Origin of the sequence: Curtobacterium sp. 320 (assembly GCF_031455235.1) — a bacterium.
In the GTDB taxonomy this organism is placed as follows: domain Bacteria; phylum Actinomycetota; class Actinomycetes; order Actinomycetales; family Microbacteriaceae; genus Curtobacterium.
In genome coordinates this window covers 22,022-39,081 of the sequence record NZ_JAVDSI010000016.1, presented here as the reverse complement: position 1 = coordinate 39,081, position 17,060 = coordinate 22,022, and the positions used below count along the sequence as shown (strand labels likewise).

The window sequence follows — 17,060 nt, the reverse complement described above, 5'->3', positions numbered from 1 at the left end:
CATCGGGCTAGTCCTCGTCCTCGTCGAGCTCGGCCTGGACGTCCGCGGGGATGTCGAAGTTCGAGTAGACGTTCTGCACGTCGTCGCTGTCCTCGAGCGCGTCGATCAGGCGGAACACCTTGCGCGCCGTGTCGGCGTCGACCGGCACCTTGAGGCCGGGGACGAACTCGGCGTCGGCGGAGTCGTAGTCGATCCCGGCGTCCTGCAGCGCGGTGCGGGCCGCGACGAGGTCGGTCGCCTCGGTGATGACCTCGAAGCCGCCGCCCTGGTCGATGACGTCCTCGACGCCGGCGTCCAGCACCGCCGTCATGACGGTGTCCTCGTCGAGGCCGTCGGTCTTGGTGACGGAGATGACGCCCTTGCGGGAGAAGTTGTAGGCGACGCTGCCCGGGTCGGCCATGGTCCCGCCGTTCCGCGACATCGCGGTGCGGACCTCGGCAGCGGCACGGTTCTTGTTGTCCGTGAGGCACTCGATGAGCATCGCGACGCCGTTCGGTCCGTAGCCCTCGTACATGATCGTCGTGTACTCGATCGTCTCACCGGTCAGGCCGGCACCGCGCTTGATGGCGCGGTCGATGTTGTCGTTGGGGACCGAGGTCTTCTTGGCCTTCTGGACGGCGTCGACGAGGGTCGGGTTGCCGGAGAGGTCGGCACCGCCCATCTTGGCGGCGACCTCGATGTTCTTGATGAGCTTCGCGAACGACTTGGCACGTCGCTGGTCGATGACGGCCTTCTTGTGCTTGGTCGTTGCCCACTTGGAATGCCCGGACACGGTGCTCCTTGCGTCTTGCGGAAAGTCCCGTCCAGCTTAGCGGCCTGGAGGGACGGTGCGGCCCCGCCTCGCGGGCGGGCCCGTCGACGCACGTACGATGGGGCGCAGCACGGGGACGACCAGGGGGAACGCATGACCGATCCGCTGTCCGCACTGGAGGCCGCCGTCCAGGCGCTCCCCGACGACCGGACCCTCCGGGTCCGCTACGCCGAGCTGCTCGCCGACGCCGGCCGGTACGGCGAGGCGATCGAGCAGGCGAGCGTCGTGCTCCGCGAGGCGCCGGAGGACGAGGCGGCGACGGCGGTCGTCCGGCGCGCGGCCCTCGCGGCAGCGGCGCCGCCGGAATCGATGCCGGCAGCGGCGCCGCCGGAGCCGGCGGTCGCCCCGCCGACGCCGGCACCGAGCGACCGACACGAGGACATCGACTGGTCCGAGCTCGAGGCGTCGATCGCGAACCCGACCGAGCCGCCGTTCGTCGAGCGGGTCGTGGCCGAGCACGACGAGGAGCTCGTGGCCGAGGCTGCCGAGACCGCCGAGGACGCCGACCCGGTGGCGGAACTCCGCCGCGAGACCGTCCGGCTCGCCGACGTCGGCGGGCTCGAGGTCGTGAAGCGGCGGATCGACGAGTCGTTCCTGCAGCCGATGGCGCACCCCGAGATCGCGGCCGCGTTCGGCAAGAAGCTCCGCGGCGGCCTGCTGCTGTACGGTCCGCCCGGCTGCGGCAAGACGTTCCTCGCCCGCGCGATCGCCGGCGAGCTCGGGGCGCACTTCGTCTCCGTCACGCTCAGCGACGTGCTCGACCGGTTCATCGGCGAGAGCGAGAAGAACATCCACCGGGTGTTCCGCACGGCCCGCGAGCACGCGCCGGCCGTGCTGTTCTTCGACGAGATGGACGCGATCGGCGCGAAGCGGAGCGGGAACACGTTCTCGTCGTTCCGGAACGTCGTCAACCAGATCCTCGTCGAGATGGACGGGGTCGACTCGCAGAACGACGGCGTCTACGTCCTCGCGGCCACGAACCACCCGTGGGAGGTCGACGCCGCGCTGAAGCGACCGGGACGCTTCGACCGGATGGTCCTCGTCCGTCCGCCGGACGACGACGCCCGCGAGGCAATCCTCCGTGTCCACCTCCGCCGACGGCCGATCGAGGGCATCGACCTCGGCGACCTCGTCCGTCGTACGAAGGGGTTCTCCGGCGCCGACCTGGAGCACCTCGTGACCACCGCGGCGGAGAAGGCGATGACGGAGTCGATCCGGACCGGGTCGGTGCGGCCGATGCGGATGGACGACATGCGCGCCGCCCTCAAGGAGGTCAAGCCGTCGATCGGCCCCTGGGTGCAGACCGCCCGCAACGTCGCGGAGTACTCCAACGCCAGCGGCGAGTACGACGACATGGTCGAGTGGCTCCGCGAGGAGAAGCAGCTCTGATGGCCGACGCGGTCGACGTCGTGGTCGAGCGCGCCGACGCGCTCCTGGGCTTCAAGCGCCCGGACGACGCGCGGGCCGTCCTCACCGCCGCCGTCGCGAGCACACCGGACGACCCCCGGCTGTGGGCGACGCTCGCACGGGCGGAACGTGCACGCCACGACCACGCCGCCAGTCGCACCGCCGCCGAGCGCGCCCTCGCGCTCGACCCCGACAACGCCACCGCACTGTCCGCCCGGGTGAACGCGATGCTCGACGCGAACGAGCGCCAGGCGGCGAAGGCCGCGGCCGAGGAACTGCGCGAGCGCCGGCCGGACTGGGCGACCGCGCACCTGCTGTGGGCGTTCGCACACACACGCTGGTCGCACGCGAAGCGGTCCGCAGCGGAGGAAGCCGCGTGGCCGACGGCGGACGTCGCCCGGTCCGCGGCAGCCCTCGAGCGCGCGCTCGAGCTCGCACCCCACGACGCCCGGCTGTTCGCCGACGCGGCGCAGTGCTACCGCGCCCTCTCGTGGACCGACGCGGCCCTCGCGCCACGGGCTCGCGAGGCCATGGACCGAGCACTCGAGCTCGACCCGAACGACGAGTGGGTGATGCTCGCGGCCGGGTCGGTCCTGCAGCTGTCCGAGCGGGTCGCGCAGTCCGCTCGGGTCCTCGCGCAGCACCCGACGTCGTGGGAGGCCCGCCGGCGTGTGGACGACGGGCTCTGGAGCCTCGTGTCCGTGCCGGTCGGCGTCGTCGCCTGGTCCCTCGTCGTGACGGTGCTCGGCGCCCACATCGCTGCCGGGGGCGGTGCGAACGTCGTCACGAAGACGCTCGGGTGGACCCTGACCGGCATCGCAGCGCTGTGGGTCTGCTTCGTGGAGGTGCACTCGTTCGCGAAGTTCCCGCGCGGACTGCTCCTCCGGACGATGCGGCGGGTCCCGCTCGTGCCGGTCGTGCTCGGCGTCGCGGCACTCACCTGGATCGCGGGTGCCGCCGGAGCGGTGCTCCTGCTCGCCGGCATCGTCCCACCCGCCGGCGACGGGTACACCACCGTCGTCACCGTGCTCGCCGTCGCGCTGCTGCTGCAGTCCGCTGCGCAGGACGTCACCACGATCGTGCAACGCCGTCGTCAGGTGCGGTCCGGGCTGTGGGACGGGCTCGTCGCCGACCGCGGACGGCGTCGCAAGGAGGAGAACGACCGCGGTGGTGCGTACATCGCCGGCTTCGCCGCGCTCGTGACCTGGGGCATCGTCGCGCTGGCGGCACCGACCACGGGGACGTGGGCCGTGGCCGCCGTCCCGCTGCTCCTCGCCACACGGGTGTTCGTGCTGCAGAGCGCGGCGGAGATCCTGCGTGCCGTGGGCCGGCCGCGGCGCGTTCGGCTCGTCGTGTACGCCGTGATCGCCCTCGGGTTCGCGGCGTTCGCCGTCCGGGCCGTCGTGGTGCAGGTGCTGGTCGCTACCGGCGTGGCCTGACCCCGTCGAGCGACCGGCCGGTCGGCGTCAGGCGGCGCGGACGAGGTCGAGGAAGCGCCGGTGGAAGCGGTCCTCGCCGGCGACCTCGGGGTGGAACGCACTCGCGATGACGGCGCCCTGCTGGACCGCGACGACCTGCCCGTCGGGGAGCGCGCCGAGGACATCGACCCCGGGGCCGTGCTGCTCCACCACGGGCGCGCGGATGAACACCGCGTGCACCGGGGCCTCGCCGAGGGCCGGCATCGGGATGTCGATCTCGAACGAGTCGTTCTGGCTGCCGAAGGCGTTGCGGCGCACCGTCGTGTCGAGCACGTCGAGCGTCTGCTGCCCGGGGATGCCGGCGGCGATGCGCGAGGAGAGCATGATCATGCCCGCGCAGGTCCCATACGTCGGCAGCCCGCCGCGGATCGCCTCGGACAGCGGCTCGGCCACGCCGAAGGCACGCGCGAGCTTGTCCATGACGCTCGACTCCCCGCCCGGGATGACGACGCCGTCGAGGGCGCCGATCTCCTCCGGGCGACGGAGCGGCACCACGTCGGCACCGAGTTCCGTCAGCGACGCGATGTGCTCACGGAAGTCGCCCTGCAGCGCGAGGACCCCGATGCGGGGCCGGGCGCTCACCAGCCGCGCTCGGCGAGACGGTGCGGTGCGGGGACGTCGGCGACGTTGATGCCGACCATCGCCTCGCCCAGACCACGGGAGACCTCGGCGATGACCTTGGGGTCGTCGTGGAAGGTCGTGGCCTTGACGATCGCGGCGGCACGCTTGGCCGGGTCGCCGGACTTGAAGATGCCGGAGCCGACGAACACGCCGTCCGCGCCGAGCTGCATCATCATCGCGGCGTCGGCCGGGGTCGCGACGCCACCGGCGGTGAAGAGCACCACGGGGAGCTTGCCGGTCTGTGCGACCTCCTTCACGATGTCGAACGGGGCCTGCAGGTCCTTCGCGGCGACGTAGAGCTCGTCTTCCTTGAGGTGGCGCAGCGCCGCGATCTCCTTGTTGATCGTGCGGATGTGCTTGGTGGCCTCGGACACGTCACCCGTGCCGGCCTCGCCCTTGGAGCGGATCATCGCCGCGCCCTCGGTGATGCGACGGAGCGCCTCGCCCAGGTTGGTCGCACCGCAGACGAAGGGGGTGGTGAAGTTCCACTTGTCGATGTGGTTGACGTAGTCGGCCGGCGACAGCACCTCGGACTCGTCGATGTAGTCGACGCCGAGCTCCTGCAGCACCTGCGCCTCGACGAAGTGGCCGATGCGGGCCTTCGCCATGACGGGGATCGACACGCTCGCGATGATCTCCTCGATCATCGACGGGTCGGACATGCGGGCGACGCCACCCTGCGCGCGGATGTCGGCGGGAACCCGCTCGAGGGCCATGACGGCGGTCGCGCCGGCCTCTTCCGCGATGCGGGCCTGCTCGGCGTCGACGACGTCCATGATCACGCCGCCCTTGAGCATCTCGGCGAGGCCGCGCTTGACGCGGTCCGAGCCGGTGATCGAGGTGCCGGGGGTGCTCGTGGTGCTGCTGCTGTCGCTCATGATGCCGACAGTCTAGTGCTCCGACGGCCACCCTTCGGCGACGAGTCGGCGGGTCTCGCCGAGCAGCTGGGACATCGACTTCGTCCGCGCGATGATCGGGAAGAAGTTCGCGTCCGACTGCCACCGTGGCACGATGTGCTGGTGCAGGTGGCCGGCCACACCCGCGCCGGCGACCTCGCCCTGGTTCATCCCGATGTTGAAGCCGTCGCAGTGCGACACGGCACGCAGGACGCGCATCGCCGTCTGGGTGAGCTCGCCGATCTCGCGGAGTTCGTCCAGCGTCGCCTCGTCGTAGAGCGGCACGTGGCGGTACGGGCAGACGAGCAGGTGCCCGTTGTTGTACGGGAACAGGTTGAGCAGGACGTAGGCGTGCTCGCCCCGCGCGACGATGAGGCCGTCCTCATCGGACTTGTGCGGGGCCTCGCAGAACGGGCAGTCGTCGTCGTGGCCGCGGCCCCTGCCCTCGCGCCCGGCGTCGATGTACGCCATCCGGTGCGGGTTCCAGAGGCGCTGGAACGCATCGGGCACCGCGGCGCCGGTCGCGGCGTCGCGGATCACGAGCGGGTCGTCCGCCCCGCCGGAGCCAGCCGCGCCGGCCGGACCCGACGGGTCGGGAGCGGGCACGGCGGTGGGACCGGCCGCGTCGTCGACGCGACCCGTCCCACCGACGGGATCCGTGCCTCCTGGAGGGGTCATCAGACCTGCGCGCGCTCGCGGATCGCGGTGAGGATGCGCTCGACCGCATCGTCCACGGGCACACCGTTGTCCTGTCGACCGTCGCGGAAGCGGAACGAGACCGCGCCGGCGTCGCGGTCGTCGCCGCCCGCGATGAGCTGGAACGGCACCTTCTGCTTCGTGTGCGTGCGGATCTTCTTCTGCATGCGGTCGTCCGAGTGGTCGACCTCGGCACGGACGCCGTGCGAGCGCAGCTTCGCGACGACCTCGTCGAGGTAGTCGCCGTACTCCGCCGCGACCGGGATCGCGACGACCTGGACCGGCGAGAGCCAGGCCGGGAACGCGCCGGCGTAGTGCTCGGTGAGGACGCCGAAGAACCGCTCGATCGAACCGAACAGCGCGCGGTGGATCATGACGGGGCGCTGCCGCGTGCCGTCCGCCGCCGCGTACTCGAGGCCGAAGCGCTCGGGCAGGTTGAAGTCGAGCTGGACGGTCGACATCTGCCAGGTGCGGCCGATGGCGTCACGGGCCTGCACGGAGATCTTCGGGCCGTAGAAGGCAGCACCGGCGGGGTCCGGCACGAGTTCGAGTCCGGTCTCCTCCGCCACCTCGCGCAGGGTGTTCGTGGCGACGTCCCACACGTCGTCGTCGCCGACGTACTTCTCGGGGTCCTTCGTGGAGAGCTCGAGGTAGAAGTCGTCGAGGCCGTAGTCGCGGAGCAGCGAGAGCACGAACTGGAGGGTCGTGGTGAGCTCCTCCTTCATCTTCTCCTGCGTGGTGAAGATGTGCGCGTCGTCCTGGGTCAGGCCGCGCACGCGGGTGAGGCCGTGGATGACGCCGGACTTCTCGTTGCGGTAGACCGTGCCGAACTCGAACATCCGCAGGGGCAGGTCGCGGTAGGACCGGGCCTGCGAGCGGTACGCCAGGATGTGCATCGGGCAGTTCATGGGCTTGAGGTAGTAGTCGGCGCCCTGGCGGGTGATGTTGCCGTCCTCGTCGCGTGCCTCGTCCATGTGCATGGCCGGGAACATGCCGTCCTTGTACCAGCCGAGGTGCCCGGAGGTCTCGAACAGGTCGCCCTTGGTGATGTGGGGCGTGTAGACGAACGAGTAGCCCTCCTGCTCGTGCCGACGGCGCGAGTAGTCCTCCATCTCGCGGCGGATGATGCCGCCCTTCGGGTGGAAGATCGCCAGACCGGACCCGATCTCGTCGGGGAAGGAGAACAGGTCGAGCTCGGCGCCGAGCTTGCGGTGGTCGCGCTTCGCAGCCTCTTCCAGCCGGAGCAGGTAGGCCTTGAGCTGGTCCTTGTCGGGCCACGCGGTGCCGTACACGCGCTGGAGCTGCGGGTTCTTCTCCGAGCCGCGCCAGTACGCCGCGGCGACGCGCATGAGCTTCGACGCGTTGCCGATGATGCGGGTGTGCGGCAGGTGCGGGCCGCGGCAGAGGTCCTGCCAGACGACCTCGCCCGTCTTCGGGTCGACGTTCTCGTAGACCGTCAGCTCGCCGGCACCGACCTCGACGCTCTCGCCGGAGTCGCCGGCGTCCGCAGCGCCCTTGAGGCCGATGAGCTCCTGCTTGTACGGCTCCCCCGCCATGCGCTCGCGGGCTTCCTCGTCGGTGACGACGACGCGGCGGAAGCGCTGAGCCTGCCGGATGATCCGGTCCATGCCCTTCTCGATCGCCTTGAGGTCCTCCGGTGTGAAGGGCTCGGCGACGTCGAAGTCGTAGTAGTAGCCGTCGGTGACGGGCGGGCCGATGCCGAGCTTGGCGTCGGGGTTGATCTGCTGCACCGCTTGCGCGAGCACGTGCGCGGCCGAGTGGCGCAGGATGTCGAGGCCGTCCTGCTCGTCGAGGGTCACCGGCTCGACGACGTCACCGGCGTCGACCGAGGCCGCGAGGTCCTTGAGCACACCCGCGACACGGATCGCCACGACGCCGCGGACGCCGTCGAAAAGCTCGGTGCCCGTCGTGGTCGTCGTCGCGGTGCGGGGCTCGGGTGCCTGGGGCACGGCTGCGGGCTCGGCGTTGTCCGGCGACGCGCCTTCCGGCGCTGCGGCGACTGACTCGGTCACGATGATGGGACTCCTCGGTTGGATGGTGGATCAAGACTAGTGCGCGGGGCGCCCGCCGAGGCTCACGCGGGGACGGCGCCGAGGGTCTGCACGGGCAGGCGCGGTTCGAGGCGCTCGCGACCCGACAGGCCGTCGAGTTCGAGCAGCGCGGCGAAGCCGATCGCCTCGTAGCCGGCGCGCTCGAGCAGGGTCACGGTCGCGGCAGCGGTGCCCCCGGTCGCGAGGACGTCGTCGACCACGAGCACGCGTGTGCCCGCGGGCAGCTGCCCGGGGCGGAGCTCGAGCTCGGCCTCGCCGTACTCGAGCGCGTACTGCTCGCTGAGGACCTCGCCGGGGAGCTTGCCCGCCTTGCGGACGGTGAGGACGCCGACCTGGTGCTGCGCGGCGATCCCGCCGGCCAGTGCGAAGCCGCGGGCCTCGATGCCGGCGACGGCGGCGAAGCCCTCGCCGATCGCGAAGGGTGCTGCGAGTGCCTCGCACACGCGGCCGAACGCGACGGCGTCGGAGAACACCGGCGTGACGTCGCGGAACAGGATCCCCGGCGACGGGAAGTCCGGGACGATGGCGGTGAGGCGTTCGACGAGTGCAGCTGCGGTTTCGGTCACCCGACAACGGTACGGGAGGCGCGGCGTGCGCCCGACCCGCCCCGCACCGCGCGCGGTCGGTTGCTCGGGAGGCGCGGTGCGCGCCCGCCCCGCCTCGCACCGTGCGCGGTTGATGGCTCGGTGCGGGGCTGCCTCCTTGGTGGCTGGACGCGAGCTCGCACCGTGTTGTCGCCGACGTGCTGGGCGGATTCCGGCGCACGGTGCGGCGCGCGCCGGTCGCGGCGGGCGCGACCACTCGGTGCGGGGCTGGTACCCCGCACCGAGTGGTCCACGACGCACCGGACGGCGCAGAGCGCACCGTGCGGCGGGCAGACAGGCGCGCCGTGCCGCCGCGGAGCGCGCCGCGCCGCGCGGCTCAGCGCCAGCGGTTGAGCATGCCGACCTGCGTGAGCCACGCGGCCTCGCGGGCGGCGCGCTCCTGTTCGAGGCGCCGGCGCGTCTCGAGGTCGACCGACGGACGCACGTGGTGCGTCCGACGACTCCAGATGATCAGGGACATCCCGATGCGGAGTGCGATGCGGTCGGAGAGCGAGACCCGACGGCGCACCGCACGGGTATCGGGGGGACGGTTGACGGTCTTCGTTGACAAGGTGGTGCCTTTCAGGCGTGACGACGACTGCCAGGGCATGGCAGTACTGCCCGGAACGCGGGCAAGGGAGATGAATGCGCGAGAATGCATTCCGCGCCCCGTCGAAGAATGCACGACGGGTGCGGTCAGGAATTGCTGCCGATGGAAGGAGCGTCGCACCGGCCACCGACATTCACGACCGGTGTCGGGCACACGCCGAGTGCGTCACCACGAGGGCGACGGACGAGTGCGACCGAAGGTCGGAACGGCACCGGACGGCGAGGATGACCTCAGCGCGGACGGGCCGGTCGGAGATGCGACTGGTGTGGGACGCCCCGTGTCAGCGGACCCGGATCGGGGTGCCGCCGGACGTACGGATTCCACGGAACGGAGTCGTTTCGGTGAACATCATGGTCAGGCCCCCTCTCGGTCTCGTGCTGACGCGGTGATTGCTGCTCGTGAACACTATCCACACCGCCATTCCCCGCGCAACCCTTTTCTCGAGATTCGTCCGGAATTGCATTCCTGAACAGTTCGGGGACGCCGCACACACAGAACGCCCCGGTCCCACGAGGGGTACCGGGGCGTTCGATGCGGACGAGGTGCCTAGACCGCGGCGGGGACCGCGACCGTGGCGTCGAGCGCGCCGTCGACCACGTCGACCCGGACGGTGTCGCCCGCAGCCACGGCCTCGTCGACCACGAGGCTCGCGATGCGGTCGTCGACCTCGCGCTGGATCAGCCGACGGAGCGGGCGGGCGCCGTACTCCGGCTCGTAGCCGTGCTCGGCGAGCCACCCGACCGCGGCGTCCGTCACCGTCAGGGTCATCCCCTGGGCGACGAGGCGGAGCGCGGTGTCCTCGAGCAGGAGCGACACGATCGACTCGATCTGCGAGCGGTCGAGCTTGCGGAACAGCACGATCTCGTCGATGCGGTTGATGAACTCCGGCCGCATCGCCTCGCGGAGCTTGCCCATGACCCGGGCGCGCAGGTCGTCCTCGGCGAACCCGTCCCCGGAGCCGACCGGCGCGAAGCCGAGCGCACCGGAGCGCGACGCGAGGAACTCCGAGCCGATGTTCGACGTCATGATCACGACGGTGTTCCGGAAGTCCACCGTGCGGCCCTGGCCGTCCGTCAGCCGACCGTCGTCGAGCACCTGCAGCAGCAGGTTGAACACGTCCGGGTGCGCCTTCTCGACCTCGTCGAGCAGGACGACCGAGTACGGGTTCCGACGGACACGCTCGGTCAGCTGCCCGGCCTCGTCGTAGCCGACGTACCCGGGAGGGGCGCCGACCAACCGCGACACGGTGTGCCGCTCGCCGAACTCGCTCATGTCGAAGCGCAGCATCGCCGACTCGTCGCCGAACAGCGACCCGGCCAACGCCTTCGCGAGCTCGGTCTTGCCGACACCGGTCGGACCGAGGAACAGGAAGCTGCCCACCGGACGACGGGGGTCGCCCATGCCGGTCCGGCTGCGCCGCACCGCGGTCGCGATCGCCCGCACGGCGTCGTCCTGGCCGACGACGCGCTGGTGGAGTTCGTCCTCGAGCGCGGCGAGCCGGGAGCGGTCGCCCTGCGTCAGGCGGGTCGCCGGGATCCCGGTGGCACGCGACACGACGGCCGCGATGTCCTCCTCCGTGATCGAGGTGCCCACGGATTCCGGACCGGAGGCGCGACCTGCGTCGGCCGATCCGGCGGCGGTGATCCGCGCCTCCAGTCCGTCGATCTCGTCGCGCAGGCGCGACGCTTCCTCGTAGTGCTCCTCGGCGACGGCCGCGTCCTTCGACGCGGTGAGCGTCGCGACCTGTGCGCGGAGCGCCTCGACGTCGACGTCGCCCGACAGGGCCAGGCGACGACGTGCGCCGGCCTGGTCGATGAGGTCGATGGCCTTGTCCGGCAGGTGCCGGTCGGTGACGTAGCGGTGCGAGAGCTCGACCGAGGCGCGCAGGGCGTCCGGCGTGTAGGTGACGCTGTGGTGCTCCTCGTAGCGCGGGGCGAGTCCGGTCAGGATGGCGACGGCGTCCTCGACACTCGGCTCCCCCACCGTGACCGGCTGGAAGCGACGCTCGAGTGCGGCGTCCTTCTCGATCCGGCGGTACTCGTTCAGCGTGGTCGCGCCGACCATGTGCAGGTCGCCACGGGCCAGCCGGGGCTTGAGGATGTTACCGGCGTCCATCGAACCGCCCTCGCCGCCACCACCGGCTCCGACGACGGTGTGCAGCTCGTCCACGAACACGATGAGCTCGTCGGCGTGCGCCGCGATCTCGTCCATCGCCTTCGTGAGGCGCTCCTCGAAGTCGCCGCGGTAGCGCGTGCCGGAGAGCATGCCGGCGAGGTCGAGGGCGACCACGCGCTTGCCCTGCAGCAGCACGGGCACGTCGCCGTCGGCGATGCGCTGGGCGAGTCCCTCGACGATGGCGGTCTTGCCGACGCCGGGCTCGCCGATGAGGACGGGGTTGTTCTTGGTGCGACGGAGCAGGATCTCGACGGTCTGCTCGATCTCGTCGGCGCGGCCGATCACCGGGTCGATGCGGCCGTCGCGGGCCCGCTCGGTGAGGTCGGTGCCGAACTGGTCGAGCGTCGGGGTGTCGCTCTCGGTGTCGGTGGTCTGGTCGGTGCTCGTGGGCATCGTGCGCCCCTCCCTGGCGGCCGCCGCGGCCTGCGCGGCGTAGTCCTGCATGACCTGCGGGGTGACGCCGGCACTGGCGAGCAGCTGCCCGGTGACGGTGTCCTGGTCCATGACGAGCGCGAAGAAGACGTGCTCGGGATCGGTGTAGGTGCTGCCGAACCCGCGGGCGGCCTGGGTGGCCTCGAGCAGGATCCGCTGCGCGGTCCCGGTCAGGGCCGGGCGACCGTCGGGCTGCTGGCGGGGTTCGCGCGCCATCGGCAGGCGCTGCTCGACCTCCTCCGCGAACTGCTCGGGGTCGATCCCGGCGTGCCGGAGGACCGCGGTGAACGGGTCGGTGCGGACGAGCACGTGCAGGACGTGCAGGGCGTCGATCTCGTGCTGCCCCTGCTCGGCCGCGAACTCGGCGGTGCGCTGGAGCAGCTCGTGGGTGCGACGGCTGAGCAGTCGCGTGATGTCGACCGGGCGTCCCAGCGGTACGGATCGCTGGGCGCCGGAGTCCTGTGCCGCGAGCAGGCGGGCGAGGAACTCGTCGAACGAGTCGTTGCCGCCGGTCGGGCCGAACGTTGCTGGCAAAGGGACCTCCTGGGAACTTGAGTGCCTTCGACTCAATGCAACGCAGGAGGGACCGGGTCATTCCCGGTCGTGGAAGAAACTTGCGGCGACCCGGCTCAGGTCCGTGCGATCGGTGCTGCTGTCGCCTCGGTGATGCGCACGAGGTCCGCCGGGGACACCTCGATGTCGAAGCCGCGACGCCCGCCGGACACGAAGATGCTCGCGTAGGAGAGCGCCGACTCGTCCACCACGGTCGGCAGCTTCGTCTTCTGCCCGACCGGGCTGATCCCGCCCACCACGTAGCCCGTGCGCTTCTCGGCGAGGGCCGGGTCCGCGAGCGTCGCCTTCTTCCCGCCGACGGCAGCCGCGATCGCCTTGAGGTCGAGCCGGTTCGCCACCGGGACGATCGCCACGGCCAGGGCACCGTCGACCGACACCACGAGGGTCTTGAACACCTGCTCCTCGCGGAGCCCGAGGGCGGCCGCGGCCTCCTCGCCGAAGTTCGTGGCGGTCTCGTGGTGCTCGTACACGTGCGGCGTGTACGCGACCCCTGCCCGCTCGAGGGCGGCGGTCGCTGGGGTGCTCGGCGAACCTGCGGTCATGGGCACGATCCTGCCGTGACCAGCCACTTCCCCCACGACGGCGCGCGGGCGTTACCCTGAACGGACCATGACCGTCGTCGAACTCCTGCTGCGCGCCGCCGCCGCGATGGTGCTCGGCGACCCGTCGGTCGGCGCCGTCCCGCTCCTCGCGGTCGCCGCGCTCGGGCTCACGGCCGTGGCGGTCGCGGTGCTGGTCGCCGGCGTCCTCGCGATCGTCCTCGGCCTGGTCCCGGTCCGGTCGCTGTCGTCGCGCGCCCCGGCCGACCTTGTGACGCGGATCGCGTGGAGCCACCCCGACGCCGACGGGCACGCCCGACCCCGGGCACCGGGAGCCGTCGCCTGAGGCCCTGACCACCGACCGGTGGACGGGCCGTACACGCGACCCCTCCCACCGAACCGATCGGAACGTCATGGACCTCACCACCCTGCCCCTCCTCGGGCCGCTGCTGCACGGCGGCGCCGACCTCCTCGCCGCGACCACCGCGGCGCTCTCCCCCGTCGCCGGAGGGCTCGCCGCCGCCGTCGCCGTCGTGCTGCTCACCCTCGTGGTCCGAGCCGTGCTCGTCCCGCTCGCCGTGCTGCAGGTCCGCGCGGAACGGGACCGCCGACGCCTCGCCCCGCAGATCGCCGCGCTCCGGAAGCGCCACGCGAAGGACGCCGAACGGCTGCAGCGTGCGATGCAGGAGCTCTACACGAACGAGAAGGTCTCGCCGCTCGCCGGGTGCCTGCCCGTCCTCGCCCAGGCACCGGTGCTGTCGCTCGTGTACACACTGTTCACGCACGCCTCGATCGACGGCACGGTGAACACCCTGCTGACGGCCACGCTCGCGGGCGTCCCGCTCGGGCACTCGCTCGTGGTCGTCGTGACCTCGCCGCTCTGGTGGCACGCGTGGGTCGTGGTGCTCCTGCTCGCCGTGCTCGCCCTCGTGGTCGAGCTCACCCGCCGCGCGAACCTGCGGTGGAACCCGGCGGCGGCGCCGGACGCCGCGGTGCCGGGAGCGGGTGCGACGGCGGCGATCGGCCGGTGGGCACCGTTCGTCACGGTGGTGTTCGCCGCGATCGCGCCCCTGGCCGCCGCACTCTACGTCGTCACGAGTGCAGCGTGGACGCTCGGGGAGCGTGCGGTGCTGCGACGCGTGCTCGCCTGACGTCGCGGTCGGGCGGCGGGCGTGTCAGCCGCCCTGGCCCTCCTGCTGCGGGCCCTGGTCGACGGGGTCGTACTCGGTGCCGCGTCCCTGCTCCTCGTCCGGCAGGGGGACGTGCCGCTCGGTCCCCGTCCCGCCCGGGCTCGTCGCGACGTAGTCGGCCTCCCCGGACTGCGTGTCGTGGCTCAGCGGCTCGAGGGTCTCGGGGTCGGGATCGTGCTTGTCGCTCATGACCCCCGTCTACGCCCCGCGAACTGGGTGCGCGCCCGCACGGCGCCGGTGGGACGATGGGCGGACAGTGCGACCGGACCGGGAGTGCGCATGGCCGACGACGACGTGGCAGCAGAACGAGCACGGCTCGAGGCGCTCGCATGGGGTGGTGCCGCCTCCGAGACCGACGCGGCCGCAGCGCGGCTCGCCCTCGAGCGGCTCGGCCGAGGACGGCGCGGTCCAGGAGGCGCGGCTCCCGTCTCCCCGCGGGCCCGGTCGACGGGGCGGTCGCGTCCGACCTCCGCGGCGGGCTCCGACCGGGCCGTCACGTCCGGCACGACGAGCCCGTTCGGCACCGGCGGCGCGCGGCCCCTCGCCGGTTCCTCTGGCGCCGTCGCCGACCAGATGGCGACGTCGGCACCGCGTCCGGTCTCGGTGCCGTCGACACCGGGGCCGCGGACACCGGACGTGGGACCGCAGGGCGCTGCCGCCGCCGAGGGTGGGCCGGGCCCGGTCGACCGGGCGGCGACCGACGACACGAGCGGGGTCGCCGACGGACCGGACCACGAGACGGAGCCGGGTGACCGTGGCGGAGGCGGGTCGCGCCTCCTGGACCGCATCGGCGCCTGGCGAACGCGAGCCGCACGGGTGCTCTGGACGACCCGGCCACGGGTCTGGATCGGGCTGGGCGTCGCGGCGGCCGTCGGTGTGGCGTTCGCGGCGGGGACGGTGGTCGGGACCTCGAGGCCGGACCCGGCGGCGGCGCCGAGCGTGACGCCGAGTGCCGGGACGATCACGCTCGAGGACCTGCTGGACGCGCCGCAGACCTACGCCGACCAGCTGCCGGGACCGGTCGAGGCGCCGGTCACGCTCCGGACGACGCGACTCATCTTCACGAACCGCGCGCTCGACGGCGGCTCGTTCGAGACGCCCTGGAGCGTGTGGGCCGGCGTCGGGACGGACCGCTCGACGATCTGCCTCGTCGCGACGGCGAACCGGCTGGAGTCGACGTCCGCGTGCTACCCGCGGCAGGACGCGCTGCACGGGTCGGTCTCGCTGTCGGCGCAGTCGATGAGCGGCACGCTGACGCTGAGCCTCCGGGGCGGCGGGGTGCAGGGCACCGTGACGAACGAGAACTGATCGATCGAGCCCGTGCGGACTGCGCCCGCCCGGCCGGTCCTAGGCGGACGGTTCGCCGGATCGACGCGTCCGGATCGTGCCGGTGACCACCCCGACCGATCCGGTGACCGTCTGGATCGCCCGGCTGATCGTCGGGACCGACGTCGTGACGACGGCGAGCGAGGAGGTGATGGCCTCGAGCGACGACGTCGACAGGTGCTCCTGCGCGTGCGTCCGCGCCGGGAAGCCCTTGCGTGCGGCGATCACGACGCCGAGGGACGCGACGAGGACCGCTCCACCGGCGAACGGCATCCACTGGAGGCCGACGGCGCCGAGGGCCTGGCCGCCGAGGGCCGCGCCGCCGGCGATCCCGATGTTCGAGGCGCCGTTCACGAGCGCACCGGCGATGTCCGGCGACACGCCACCGGTGCGGATCGCAGCGGCCATGAAGAGCGTGCCCGTGGTGCCGTTCGCCGCCATCCAGACGCCGGCGACGGTCATCGTGCCCACGAGCGATCCGTGGACGAAGGGCAGCACGGCGAACGCGGCAGCCATGACGGCGACCGAGACGATCAGGGTCTGCCGCGGAGCGCGGTCGACGAACAGTCCGGCGAGCCAGAGTCCGACGACCCCGGTGGCTCCCAGGACGAGGAGCGCGCCGGAGACCAGGTCGGGCGCGAGTCCGGCGTCGATGGCGTACGGGCCGATGTACGTGTAGACGACGTAGTGGCCCGCGAAGAGGAGCAGGTCGGCGACGACGACCGAGAGCAGGCCGGTCCGGGCCCAGGCGCGCGGCGAACCGATGTGCGGCGAGGAGGCACCGCGCACGGCCGGCAGGAAGGCGAGCGCAACGCCTGCGAGCACCGCCGAGGCGACCGCCACTGAACCCACGGCGGGTCGCCAGCCGATGTGCTGCGCGACCCAGGTCGCGATCGGGACGCCGAGCACGAAGCCGAGCGAGCTGCCCGAGTACACGAATGCGATCGCACGGCCCGCGAGGCGCGGAGGCACGATCCGGGTCGCGTACGCCGAGGCGACGGAGAAGAACAGCGCGTGGGCCACACCGCCGACGATCCGTCCCGCGCACACCACGGCGAAGGACGGCGCGAGCGCCACCATGAGGTTGGAGACGGCGTACCCGACGAGGGTCGCGACGAGGACCGCCTTGCGCGGCAGCCGGGCCGTGAACGACGTCAGGGGCAGCGCGAGCAGGGCCACGGCCGCCGCGTACACGGTGACGACGATGCCCATGGTCGACTCGGAGACCCCGAGGTCGTGGCTCATCGTGCCGAGCAACCCGACCGGCATGAGCTCCGTCGTGATCGCGAAGAACGTGGCGAGCCCGAGCACGGCGATGCCGACGATCGAACCGGTCGTCACGGTGATCGGCCGCGTGTGCGTGGGCACGGCCGAGGTTCGGGTGGTGGTGGTTGACACGGGGCTGACCTCCTCGCTGGGGACGTCCGGGCGCACGGCGACGACGTCGGAGGAGACGAGGAACTGCGCGCTCGAGCTGTGGATGTGCTTGTGGGTACGACTCCACGGCGAGTGCGCTCCTCCAGTCTTGCACGGTGTGGCGAGGGGCGCGAGGGGGTGCCGCTGAGAACTTCCTCGGACCGCTCCAACGGCGCAGGTACGGGAATTGTTCCCGGGACGCAGAACGGGGTGGGGCCGATCGGCCCCACCCCG

Annotated in this window: 16 protein-coding genes; 5 read left to right on the top strand and 11 right to left on the bottom strand. The window is 72.1% G+C overall.

Annotation, left to right across the window (positions count from 1 at the left end; translation table 11 throughout):
* Positions 1 to 7 precede the first annotated feature (7 nt).
* Positions 8 to 772: a YebC/PmpR family DNA-binding transcriptional regulator gene (locus J2X60_RS16810; RefSeq protein WP_070418971.1), complete on the bottom strand. Its 765-nt coding sequence runs from the start codon at positions 770 to 772 to the stop codon at positions 8 to 10.
* 132 nt (positions 773 to 904) lie between these two features.
* On the opposite strand from J2X60_RS16810, the gene J2X60_RS16805 reads away from it, so the two are divergent.
* Complete coding sequence (locus J2X60_RS16805; RefSeq protein WP_309889104.1) at positions 905 to 2,200, top strand: AAA family ATPase; 1,296 nt, start codon at positions 905 to 907, stop codon at positions 2,198 to 2,200.
* A complete protein-coding gene (locus J2X60_RS16800) occupies positions 2,200 to 3,657 on the top strand; it encodes a tetratricopeptide repeat protein (RefSeq protein ID WP_309889102.1) in 1,458 nt (485 codons plus the stop codon). The genes J2X60_RS16805 and J2X60_RS16800 overlap by 1 nt, the downstream gene beginning before the upstream one ends.
* A 27-nt stretch (positions 3,658 to 3,684) precedes the next feature.
* Here J2X60_RS16800 and pdxT read toward each other — a convergent pair whose 3' ends face one another.
* The 8 genes from pdxT to ybaK all read right to left on the bottom strand — a co-directional run bounded on the left by pdxT (position 3,685) and on the right by ybaK (position 12,897).
* Positions 3,685 to 4,281, bottom strand: coding sequence for a pyridoxal 5'-phosphate synthase glutaminase subunit PdxT (gene pdxT / locus J2X60_RS16795; protein ID WP_070418968.1), 597 nt, complete (start codon positions 4,279 to 4,281; stop codon positions 3,685 to 3,687).
* A complete protein-coding gene (gene pdxS, locus J2X60_RS16790; RefSeq protein ID WP_070418967.1) occupies positions 4,275 to 5,195 on the bottom strand; it encodes a pyridoxal 5'-phosphate synthase lyase subunit PdxS in 921 nt (306 codons plus the stop codon). Before pdxS ends, pdxT begins: the two co-directional genes overlap by 7 nt.
* Positions 5,196 to 5,207: 12 nt before the next feature.
* A complete protein-coding gene (locus tag J2X60_RS16785) occupies positions 5,208 to 5,891 on the bottom strand; it encodes an HIT domain-containing protein (RefSeq protein ID WP_309889100.1) in 684 nt (227 codons plus the stop codon).
* Positions 5,891 to 7,942: a threonine--tRNA ligase gene (gene thrS / locus J2X60_RS16780; protein WP_396127809.1), complete on the bottom strand. Its 2,052-nt coding sequence runs from the start codon at positions 7,940 to 7,942 to the stop codon at positions 5,891 to 5,893. The genes J2X60_RS16785 and thrS overlap by 1 nt, the downstream gene beginning before the upstream one ends.
* Before the next feature lie 62 nt (positions 7,943 to 8,004).
* Entirely contained in the window at positions 8,005 to 8,547 is a 543-nt protein-coding gene (locus J2X60_RS16775) for an adenine phosphoribosyltransferase (protein WP_070418966.1), read from the bottom strand.
* 355 nt (positions 8,548 to 8,902) lie between these two features.
* Positions 8,903 to 9,136 carry a hypothetical protein gene (locus J2X60_RS16770; RefSeq protein ID WP_309889098.1) on the bottom strand — a complete coding sequence of 78 codons (234 nt, stop codon included), beginning with the start codon at positions 9,134 to 9,136 and terminating at the stop codon, positions 8,903 to 8,905.
* A gap of 585 nt (positions 9,137 to 9,721) precedes the next feature.
* Complete coding sequence (locus J2X60_RS16765) at positions 9,722 to 12,316, bottom strand: ATP-dependent Clp protease ATP-binding subunit (RefSeq protein WP_309889096.1); 2,595 nt, start codon at positions 12,314 to 12,316, stop codon at positions 9,722 to 9,724.
* 95 nt (positions 12,317 to 12,411) lie between these two features.
* Positions 12,412 to 12,897 carry a Cys-tRNA(Pro) deacylase gene (gene ybaK / locus J2X60_RS16760; protein ID WP_070418963.1) on the bottom strand — a complete coding sequence of 162 codons (486 nt, stop codon included), beginning with the start codon at positions 12,895 to 12,897 and terminating at the stop codon, positions 12,412 to 12,414.
* Positions 12,898 to 12,964: 67 nt separating this feature from the next.
* On the opposite strand from ybaK, the gene J2X60_RS16755 reads away from it, so the two are divergent.
* Both J2X60_RS16755 and yidC read left to right on the top strand, forming a co-directional pair.
* Positions 12,965 to 13,240, top strand: coding sequence for a hypothetical protein (locus tag J2X60_RS16755; protein WP_309889093.1), 276 nt, complete (start codon positions 12,965 to 12,967; stop codon positions 13,238 to 13,240).
* A gap of 67 nt (positions 13,241 to 13,307) precedes the next feature.
* Positions 13,308 to 14,045, top strand: coding sequence for a membrane protein insertase YidC (gene yidC, locus J2X60_RS16750; RefSeq protein WP_309779561.1), 738 nt, complete (start codon positions 13,308 to 13,310; stop codon positions 14,043 to 14,045).
* A gap of 24 nt (positions 14,046 to 14,069) precedes the next feature.
* Here the strand turns inward: yidC and J2X60_RS16745 are convergent, their stop codons facing one another.
* The gene (locus tag J2X60_RS16745) at positions 14,070 to 14,273 is read right to left on the bottom strand and encodes a hypothetical protein (protein WP_071294668.1); all 204 of its coding nucleotides are present in this window, start codon (positions 14,271 to 14,273) and stop codon (positions 14,070 to 14,072) included.
* A 90-nt stretch (positions 14,274 to 14,363) separates the two neighbouring features.
* Between J2X60_RS16745 and J2X60_RS16740 the strand changes: the two genes are divergently transcribed.
* Positions 14,364 to 15,392: a hypothetical protein gene (locus J2X60_RS16740; protein ID WP_309779560.1), complete on the top strand. Its 1,029-nt coding sequence runs from the start codon at positions 14,364 to 14,366 to the stop codon at positions 15,390 to 15,392.
* Between the two features lie 39 nt (positions 15,393 to 15,431).
* On the opposite strand, the gene J2X60_RS16735 is transcribed toward J2X60_RS16740, so the two are convergent.
* Positions 15,432 to 16,808 carry an MFS transporter gene (locus tag J2X60_RS16735; RefSeq protein WP_309889091.1) on the bottom strand — a complete coding sequence of 459 codons (1,377 nt, stop codon included), beginning with the start codon at positions 16,806 to 16,808 and terminating at the stop codon, positions 15,432 to 15,434.
* Positions 16,809 to 17,060: the final 252 nt, after the last annotated feature.

Excerpts from the sequence above, each read along its gene's own strand:
- J2X60_RS16785 (WP_309889100.1), bottom strand. The coding sequence starts at position 5,891 with ATGACCCCTCCAGGAGGCACGGATCCCGTCGGTGGGACGGGTCGCGTC.
- J2X60_RS16745 (WP_071294668.1), bottom strand. The coding sequence starts at position 14,273 with ATGAGCGACAAGCACGATCCCGACCCCGAGACCCTCGAGCCGCTGAGC.
- J2X60_RS16755 (WP_309889093.1), top strand. The coding sequence starts at position 12,965 with ATGACCGTCGTCGAACTCCTGCTGCGCGCCGCCGCCGCGATGGTGCTC.
- ybaK (WP_070418963.1), bottom strand. The coding sequence starts at position 12,897 with ATGACCGCAGGTTCGCCGAGCACCCCAGCGACCGCCGCCCTCGAGCGG.
- J2X60_RS16800 (WP_309889102.1), top strand. The coding sequence starts at position 2,200 with ATGGCCGACGCGGTCGACGTCGTGGTCGAGCGCGCCGACGCGCTCCTG.
- pdxS (WP_070418967.1), bottom strand. The coding sequence starts at position 5,195 with ATGAGCGACAGCAGCAGCACCACGAGCACCCCCGGCACCTCGATCACC.
- J2X60_RS16740 (WP_309779560.1), top strand. The coding sequence starts at position 14,364 with ATGGCCGACGACGACGTGGCAGCAGAACGAGCACGGCTCGAGGCGCTC.
- yidC (WP_309779561.1), top strand. The coding sequence starts at position 13,308 with ATGGACCTCACCACCCTGCCCCTCCTCGGGCCGCTGCTGCACGGCGGC.
- J2X60_RS16805 (WP_309889104.1), top strand. The coding sequence starts at position 905 with ATGACCGATCCGCTGTCCGCACTGGAGGCCGCCGTCCAGGCGCTCCCC.